Below are 8,127 nucleotides of genomic sequence, written 5' to 3' on the forward strand. Positions count from 1 at the left end.
GCCGCGCTACGACAGGCTCGGGACCGGCCGTGTCGGACCCCGGGCGCGGCCCGGTGTAGCTGCCCCGGGCCCGCATCCGCAGCGGCTCCTCGCGGTACTCCTCCACCGCGTGGGCCAGCCAGCCCGGGGTGCGGGCCACCGCGAAGACCACCTCGCAGGCCTCCGCCGGCAGTCCGGCGGCCAGCGCCATGGCGGCCAGCGCCAGGTCGATGTTGGCGCGCAGCGCCGGCCGCCCGGCCGGGCCCGCCGCCGCCTCCACCTCGGCGACCGCCGCCACCACGGCCGCACCGCCGTCGAGCCGGCCCACCGCGTCGAGCAGCGCCACCGCCCGCGGGTCGCCCTCCGGGTAGAGCCGGTGGCCGAGGCCCGGGATCGGTCGGCCGGTGCGCAGGTGGTCGGAGACCACCGGCACGGCACCGCCGGTCAGCACCTCGCCGAGCAGCCGGTGCGCCAGCGGGCTGGCCGCGCCGTGCAGCGGGCCGTCGGTGGCGCCGAGCCCGGCGGAGACCACCGCGTACGGATGGGCCCGCGCCGAGGCCGCCACCCGGGCCGCCACGGTGGACACCGCCAGTTCGTGGTCCATCAGCAGCACCAGGGCGCGGTCCAGGCAGGCCAGCGCCTCGGGCGTGGGCGCGGCGGGGGCCAGCCGGCTCCACAGCCGGGCCGCCAGTGAGGCGTCGGGCCCGGGGTCGGGAGCGGTGCGCGGCAGCGCCTCCACCATCCCGGCGATCAGTGCCGCCCCGGCCGCCAGTACGGTCTGCTCGCGCAGGTCGAAGCGGAGCGGGTCGAGCGCGGCGGCGACGGTGGCCGAGATCCGCAGCCGGTCGGGCAGCCGGATCCCGTCGGGCAGCGCGGCGGCGGCCCGGGCCAGCGCCTCGGCGGTGGCGGGCGGCACCCGCAGCGCCACCGGGGCGTCGGTGCCCAGCCCCCAGAGCCAGCCGATCGCGGCCTCGAAGCCGTGCCGGACGGCGAGTTCGACGGCGTCCTGGCCGCGGTAGTAGAGCCTGCCGTTCTCGATCAGGGTCAGCCCGGTCCGCACCGTGACCGGTCGGCTGGCCCACGGTTCCCCGGCCGACGGTTCGCCGGCGGGCGGACGCACCGGGGCGCGGCGGCCGCGGGCGGCCAGCTCGGCCACCTCGCGGGCGTCGAAGGTGCTGCCCTTGCCGCCCGGGGCCCGCTCGCTGCTCAGCTGGCCGCGGCTGGCGTAGGCGTACACCGTCTCCACCTTGACACCGAGCTGCTCGGCGACCTGCTGGGTGGTCAAGCGTTCGGCCATGGTCTGCCCTCGTCCCGTCCTCGTCCTGGTTCTCGTGTCGCGCCTTGATGATGATCCACAGTATTCCACATTGATTTCAATCAATGTTGACAATGTGGATCAATGCTCGGAGAGTACAGAGCATCACCCGGAACATCCAGGAGGAGGGCTACCGCCATGTCGAGCACCACCGAGATCGAGGTCCCGCGCGGCCTCAAGGGCGTCGTGGTCACCGAGACCGAACTCAGCGACGTCCGCGGGCTGGAGGGTTTCTACCGCTACCGCCAGTACTCGGCGATCGACCTCGCCGAGCAGCGCACCCTGGAGGACGTCTGGCACCTGATGCTGCTCGGTGAGCTGCCCGACCCGGCCCGCCGCGCCGCCTTCCTGGCCCGCACCGCACCGCTGCGCCGACTGCCCGACGCGCTGCGCCCGTTGCTGCCCGCGCTGGCGGCGAGCACCGCGCACGGCGGCCCGCTCACCGCCCTGGGTGCCGCGCTCTCGATCGCCGCCGCCGACCGCGGCATCCGGCCGCTCTACGACACCGCGCCCGACCAGCGGGTCGAGGACGCGTTGTTCGCCACCGCGCTGGTGCCCACCATCCTGACCGCGCTGCACCGGCTGCAGCACGGCGAGCAGCCGGTGGAACCGCGCGACGACCTGGGCTACGCGGCCAACTACCTCTACATGCTGACCGGCGAGGAGCCCGAGCCGGCCAAGGCCCGCGCGGTCGAGCAGTACCTGATCTCCACGGTGGACCACGGCTTCAACGCCTCCACCTTCACCGCCCGGGTGATCGCCTCCACCGGGGCCGACCTGGTGGCCTGCCTGGTCGGCGGGCTCGGCGCGCTCTCCGGGCCGCTGCACGGCGGCGCGCCGAGCCGGGCGCTGGACACCCTGGACGCGATCGGCACCCCGGAGCGGATCGACGGCTGGATCCGCGAGCACGTGCTGGCCGGTGACCGCATCATGGGCTTCGGCCACGCCGTCTACCGCACCGAGGACCCGCGCTCCCGGATGCTGCGCGGGGTCGCCGAGTCCTTCGGCGGCGAGCTGGTCGACCTCGCCGTCCAGGTGGAGGCCCGGGTCGAGGCGATCCTGGCCGAGCTGAAGCCGGGCCGAGAACTCCACACCAACGTGGAGTTCTACGCCGGCGTGGTGATGCACCTGTGCGGCCTGCCCAGGGAGATGTTCACCCCCACCTTCGCCGCGGCCCGCGCGATCGGCTGGAGCGCCAACATCCTGGAACAGGCCGCCGACTCCAAGATCATCCGCCCGTCCGCCCGCTACACCGGCCCGTCCGCTCCGCAGCCGCTGCCGACGGCCTGAACAGCGGGCCCCGGAGTGCAACCGCGCGCCACGGTGCGCGGCACGGCGGATCGGGAACTCCGGGACCGGCAGCGCCGAGGCAAGGCCGGCTGCGCGAAGTCACGCCGGAGCGCTGACAGGTGGCCCGTCCGGTCAGCTCCAGTGGCCTGCGGCGGCCGCCTCGGCGACGTAGTCCTCGAACGACCTGGGCGGTCGTCCGAGCGCCTGCTCCACGCCGTCGGAGACGTCCGGGCCCCGGCCGTCGCGGATGTCCACCAGCAGGCCGGTGAGCAGGCGGGCGGTGTCGGCGGGCACGCCTTCGTGGACCATGCGGTCCACGAAGGCGTCGGGGCCGATCGTCTAGCGTGGCCGACATGGACGTCCTGAGCGACCTGCTGCACCGAGCCCGCGCCCAGAACGCGCAGATCCGGCAACTGATCCAGCGGCCACCCTGGTCGATGGCCTTCGAGGACGTCCCCGCGCTCACGGTCGTGGCCGCCCTCGGTGGTCACGCGTCGGTCCGGCTCGACGACCACCGGCAGGCCGCGCCCGTGCGGCTGCGTGCCGGGGACATCGCCCTGATCAGCGGCGTCGCCGACCGGTACACGATCGCCGACGCCCCGGACACCCCGCCGCAGCTGGTGATCCGCAACGGACGAAAGCAGTTCATCGACTACGCAGCAGTGGCCCGGCAGTACCTGGCGCCGCGTACGTACGGCGACGGCCTGCCCGACGCCACGACCTTGCTCCGGGGCGCCTACGAACTGAGCGGCGCCGTGGGTGAGCGCCTGCTGGACATGCTCCCGCCCGTGGCCGTCGTGCCCGCCGGGCCGCGCACCAAGGCGGCACTGGACCTGCTCGCCGCAGAGACAGCCCACCAGGAGCCCGGCCAGGACGTCGTCCTGAACCGGCTCCTGGACCTCGTCCTGGTCCTGGCCCTGCGTGCCTGGTGCACCCGGCCGCAGTCCGAACTCCCCTCCTGGCACCGGGCGCTGGACACTCCGGCCGTCGGCGACGCGCTACGCCTGCTGCACGAGGACCCGGCGCACCGATGGACGGTCGCCGAGCTGGCCTCGCGGGTCGGACAGTCCCGCGCCGCCTTCGCCGCGCGCTTCACCAGTGCGGTCGGCGAGCCGCCGCTGACCTACCTCACCGGCTGGCGGATGGCCCTGGCCGCGGACCTGTTGCGCGACACGGAGGACACCGTCGCCGTGGTGGCGCGCGAGGTGGGATACCGGGACGCGTTCGCGTTCAGCGTGGCGTTCAAGCGGGCGCGCGGGGTCAGCCCGTCGGACTGGCGGCGGCGGGTACGGTCGGGATGAGGGGAGGCCTCCCGGCCGTCCGTCAGCGGCGTGGGCCGATCACGCCGGCGGAGCGGAGCCTGCTCTCGGTGAGCGCGGTCAGCCGGGCTGAGACCGGTGCCTGGTCCTCGCGGTGGTCGTTGATCAGCCGGTACTGGGCGGTGGCCTTCCGCCAGGTCTGCAGGCTGGTGGGACTCCCCAGCAGTGCGGGGTTGGCGAGGTAGTGGTCGGCCATGGCGGTCGCGAGCTCCTCGATCCTCGGGTCGTCCGGCTCCCAGGTCTCGGCCTCCTGGCCGCGCCTGGTCAGGTCGATGAACTCGGGGTCGTCGAGCCGGAGTTCGAGCTGGGTCAGGAAGTCGTCGAAGTCCTCCGGCACCAGCGCCCGGACCAGCACCAGGGCCTCGCGCTGCGCGGCCACGTAGTCGGGGCTCAGGCCGAGGTCGGGCATCCGCTCCAGGACCGCGCAGGCGCGGTCGGGCAGCAGGGCCCGGTCGCCTTCGGCGAGCCGGTGCAGCATGTCGAGGCGCGCGGTCAGCTCCGCGATCCGGTCGGTCAGCCGCCGTTTGACGTCGGCCAGGCCGACGGCGAACTGGTCGGCGTCGGCGTCGAGCAGGGGCCCGATCTCGGCCAGCGGCACCCCGGCGGTGGCCAGCGTCCGGACCTGCACCAGCCGCAGCAGGTCGTCCGACCCGTACCGCCGGTAGCCGGAGCCGTCGCGTTGCGGTTCGTCGACCAGTCCGTGCTGGTGGTAGTGCCGCACCGTCTTCACCGTGACGCCGACGAATGCCGCTGCCTGCCCGATCGTGACTCCGCTCATCATCCGCTCAGCCTAGGAGGTCCTGACGGAAGCCGTGTTGGTGTGTGACCGTCGGCTGGTCTGCCCGTTGGAGCCATCGCGGCTCATGGCCACTGCGACGATGCCCGGCTCTGGTGATCGCGTGCAGTCCATGGGGCTGATCTCGGCCGAGATCCTGCCTCTTGCTACAGATTGACGGGAAGGTGGACGAGGCCGGGAGGGACGTGTTGCGCGAGTGAGGTGTCCCGCGGCCGGTCACCTGTGATCCGGGTCTGCGATGCTTGCGGCCATGAGCGAGCTCCGAACAGTGGGAATCGTCGGCTTGGGCCGCATGGGCCAGACCTTGGAGGCGGCATTCAGCCGGGCGGTTGGGCCCGGCCGTCTCTACGCCAGCGGGCGTTCGGCCGACTTCCGGAGCTCGAGGCGCTGCTCTTGTGACGGTGACCCGCGTCTGTGCTTGGTAGGCGGCGTAAGGCGCGCTCCCGATTCCGCTCGGGCCCGCATCTCGTTCCTGTCCGCCGTCAGGACCAGCCCGTCGGCGGCGTTGGCCGGGGCGGCGGACAGGGCGAGCGCCCCGGCCGACGGGAGCGCGGCCGTGCCACGGAACAGACGCGTCGTCAGTTCTCCTCAGGCCGGCCGCGCACCCGGGTTTCAGCCGCCCGTCGGCACCTGGAGCGTGCCGTAGCGTTGCATCCGCTGCCAGCGGAGGCGGGATCCCGCGACGGCGGTGAAGACCGACTGGATCACCACCAGGTACATCAACTGCCGGTAGACGAACTGCTGCAGCGGCAGGCTCCACAGCGGTCCGAGGCGTTCCTTGTCCAGACGGAACGCGTAGGCGCCCATCAGCAGCTGGACCAGCAGGAACGCCGCCCACAGTCCGATGATGCGCACCGGGTCGAGGAAGACCAGTCCGTAGAGCGCGAAGACGTCGACGACGGGGGCGAGCAGGGGCAGGAGCACCTGGAACATCAGCAGGTACACCAGCCCGCGCCGCCCCAACTTCCCGGCCTGGCCGCCCTGGACGAGGGCGCCGCGGTGCTTCCACATCGCCTGCAGGGTGCCGTAGCACCAGCGGTAGCGCTGACGCCACAGGGCGCCCAGCGAGGCGGGGGCCTCGGTCCAGGCCTTGGCCCGCTCCTCGTAGACCACCCGCCAGCCGGCCCGGCACAGGGCCATGGTGAGGTCGGTGTCCTCGGCGAGCGTCTCCTCGCCCACGCCGCCGACCGCGAGCAGCGCGGAGCGGCGGAAGGCGCCGACCGCGCCCGGCACGGTGGGCATGCACTCCGCGAGGTCGAACAGGCGCCGGTCCAGGTTGAAGCCGACCACGTACTCGATGTGCTGCCAACGTCCGAGCAGGCCACCGCGGTTGATCACCTTGGCGTTTCCGGAGACCGCTCCGACCGTGGGATCGGCGAACGGCTGAACGAGGTGCCGCACGGCGTCGGGCTCGAACACGGTGTCGCCGTCCACCATCACCAGCAGCTCCGCCCGGGCGGCCGCGATGCCGGTGTTGAGCGCGGCGGGCTTGCCGGCGTTCTCCTGCCGGATCACCCGGGTGTACGGGAGGTCGAGCGATTCGACGAGATCGGCGGTACCGTCGGTCGAGCCGTCGTCGACCACGATCACCTCCACCGGATGGTCGGAGGCGAGCAGCGAGCGCAGCGCCGCCTCGATCCCGGCGGACTCGTTGTACGCGGGCACGATCACGCTGACCGGCTCGGCGACCGGCGGCCCCCAGGAGCGGCGGCGCAGCCGCTTGTGCCGCCGCGCGGCCACCAGTACGGCGACGGCGCGCAGCACGCTGATCGCGCCCGCCGCCCACAGCAGCCAGCCGAGCACGGTGAGCACCCAGTCGCCGCCCCGCAGGATCCAGATCAGCGCGAGCCCCTGGAGGTGGTCGGCGGTTCCGGCCGGATGGACCGGGTCGGCCAGGCCCACCGCCTGGCTGACGGTGGCGAAGTGGAGGCCGCGCGACTTCAGTTCGGGCAGCAGGGCCTTCAGCGCCGCCACGGTCTGCGAGCGGTCCCCGCCCGCATCGTGCATGAGCACGACCTGCCCCGGGCCGCCCGGGCGGTCGTCGAGCGTCTTGAGGATCCGTTCGGTGCCCGGCCGCTGCCAGTCCTCGCTGTCCTGGGTGGTGAGCACGGTCAGGTAGCCGGCGTGCCCGGCCTGTCGGACGGCGTCCCACTCGCGGTCGTCCAGGGCGTCGGCGCTGGAGGAGTACGGCGGCCGTAGCAGGGAGCTGGTCACCCCGGCCGTCCCGGCCAGGGCGAGTTGGGTTTCGCGCAGTTCCAGTGAGCGGCGCCAGCCGGGTGCCGGGCCGAGGTCGGTGTGGGTGAAGGTGTGCACGCCGATCTGATGGCCCTCGGCGATGATCCGCTTCACCAGGTCCGGGTGGGCGGCGGCCTGGGTGCCGACCACGAAGAACGTCGCGTGCACGCCCTCCTGGCGCAGGACGTCGAGGATCCGGGGCGTCCAGGTCGGGTCGGGGCCGTCGTCGAAGGTGAGGGCGATGGTGCCGGGCCCGGGGGCGGCACTGCGCGGCTGCGGTCCGGCGGTGTCGATCACCGGACCGCCGTCGCGGACGGCCGCCGGCACGGCGTCCGCGGCCGTGGGCGTGGCGGCCTGGTCCGGACGGTCGTCGAAACTGTGCTGGGTGTACCCCTGGAGCACCAGGGCGCCGGAGAGCGTGAGCAGCAGGGACGTCAGCAGGAGCCAGTGGGTGCGTAGCGGGCGCTGGCGGACGACGCCGCGCCGGCCTCTGCGGGCGCGGGTGGGGGCGGGGGCTCTTCGCCGGCGGGTTGCGCTCATGGTGCTGCTTTCGCTGTGCGGACGGTGCGGTGGTCGGTCGGGTGTCAGGGCTTTCCGGGCCTGCCGGTCGGGTTCCCCGGCGGGGCGGTGGGGCGGCCGTGCCCGGGTGTGGGTGTGGCGGCGGGCGCGGTGCTCGGCGCTGCCGCGGGGGTGGTGGCCGGGGCCGGGGTGCTGGTGGCCGCGGGGGCGTTGGGGGTGCCGGGGCCGCGCCCCGGCCCGGTCGGGACCGTGACGCCGGTGGCCGAGGGGTGCTGGACGCTGACCGGGACGACGGTGCGCTGGTGGGTGGGGGCCGCGGTCGCGGGTGCGCCGGGCGCGGCGGCTTCCGGACCGGCGGACGGCGTACCGGACGGTGTGTCCGCCGAGGCGGGCGCGCTCGGCGCCGGTGCCTGGGGCAGCGGGAGGAACGGCGCGTTCACGGTGGGACCGCCGAGCAGCGTGCTCACCAGCAGGGCGAGGTACCCGCCCGCCGGAACGGCCAGCACCACCCCGAGTCGACGGATCCGGCGCTGCCGGCGGCCGGAGGCGTCCACGAACACCGGGGCGGGCGAGGCTTCCGGCTGCGGGTCCACGGCGGGAGCGACGGGGGCCAGTTCGACGGTGGGCGGGCCTGCATCGTCGCCGGCCCACCGGAGGCGGTCGGCGGGATCTGC

General features: G+C 74.2%; 7 protein-coding genes. 2 read left to right on the forward strand and 5 right to left on the reverse strand.

The genetic code is table 11. The annotated features are described in order from the left end of the window. The coding region (locus ACFVWU_RS43380) for a citrate synthase (RefSeq protein ID WP_387631909.1) at nt 1-1,276 on the reverse strand (1,276 nt) is incomplete at its 3' end. A gap of 156 nt (nt 1,277-1,432) precedes the next feature. Here ACFVWU_RS43380 and ACFVWU_RS43385 point away from each other — a divergent pair. After that, on the forward strand, nt 1,433-2,584 hold the full coding sequence (locus ACFVWU_RS43385) for a citrate/2-methylcitrate synthase (RefSeq protein ID WP_387631912.1): 1,152 nt from the start codon (nt 1,433-1,435) through the stop codon (nt 2,582-2,584). Nucleotides 2,585-2,716: 132 nt separating this feature from the next. On the opposite strand, the gene ACFVWU_RS43390 is transcribed toward ACFVWU_RS43385, so the two are convergent. Then, entirely contained in the window at nt 2,717-2,893 is a 177-nt protein-coding gene (locus ACFVWU_RS43390; protein ID WP_387631915.1) for a hypothetical protein, read from the reverse strand. Nucleotides 2,894-2,937: 44 nt separating this feature from the next. Here ACFVWU_RS43390 and ACFVWU_RS43395 point away from each other — a divergent pair, with 44 nt between their 5' ends. Then, nucleotides 2,938-3,885: an AraC family transcriptional regulator gene (locus ACFVWU_RS43395; protein ID WP_387631916.1), complete on the forward strand. Its 948-nt coding sequence runs from the start codon at nt 2,938-2,940 to the stop codon at nt 3,883-3,885. 22 nt (nt 3,886-3,907) lie between these two features. Here ACFVWU_RS43395 and ACFVWU_RS43400 read toward each other — a convergent pair whose 3' ends face one another. From ACFVWU_RS43400 to ACFVWU_RS43410, 3 genes are all read right to left on the reverse strand, one after another. Next, on the reverse strand, nt 3,908-4,684 hold the full coding sequence (locus ACFVWU_RS43400; RefSeq protein ID WP_387631919.1) for a MerR family transcriptional regulator: 777 nt from the start codon (nt 4,682-4,684) through the stop codon (nt 3,908-3,910). Nucleotides 4,685-5,311: 627 nt separating this feature from the next. Beyond that, entirely contained in the window at nt 5,312-7,474 is a 2,163-nt protein-coding gene (locus ACFVWU_RS43405; protein ID WP_387631922.1) for a bifunctional polysaccharide deacetylase/glycosyltransferase family 2 protein, read from the reverse strand. A gap of 44 nt (nt 7,475-7,518) precedes the next feature. Beyond that, nucleotides 7,519-8,127: hypothetical protein (locus ACFVWU_RS43410; RefSeq protein ID WP_387631924.1), on the reverse strand; the 609-nt coding region annotated here is incomplete at its 5' end.

It is taken from the genome of Kitasatospora sp. NPDC058190, assembly GCF_042883685.1.
Lineage (GTDB): Bacteria > Actinomycetota > Actinomycetes > Streptomycetales > Streptomycetaceae > Kitasatospora.

Excerpts from the sequence above, each read along its gene's own strand:
- ACFVWU_RS43405 (WP_387631922.1), bottom strand. The coding sequence starts at position 7,474 with ATGAGCGCAACCCGCCGGCGAAGAGCCCCCGCCCCCACCCGCGCCCGC.
- ACFVWU_RS43390 (WP_387631915.1), bottom strand. The coding sequence starts at position 2,893 with ATGGTCCACGAAGGCGTGCCCGCCGACACCGCCCGCCTGCTCACCGGC.
- ACFVWU_RS43400 (WP_387631919.1), bottom strand. The coding sequence starts at position 4,684 with ATGATGAGCGGAGTCACGATCGGGCAGGCAGCGGCATTCGTCGGCGTC.
- ACFVWU_RS43385 (WP_387631912.1), top strand. The coding sequence starts at position 1,433 with ATGTCGAGCACCACCGAGATCGAGGTCCCGCGCGGCCTCAAGGGCGTC.
- ACFVWU_RS43395 (WP_387631916.1), top strand. The coding sequence starts at position 2,938 with ATGGACGTCCTGAGCGACCTGCTGCACCGAGCCCGCGCCCAGAACGCG.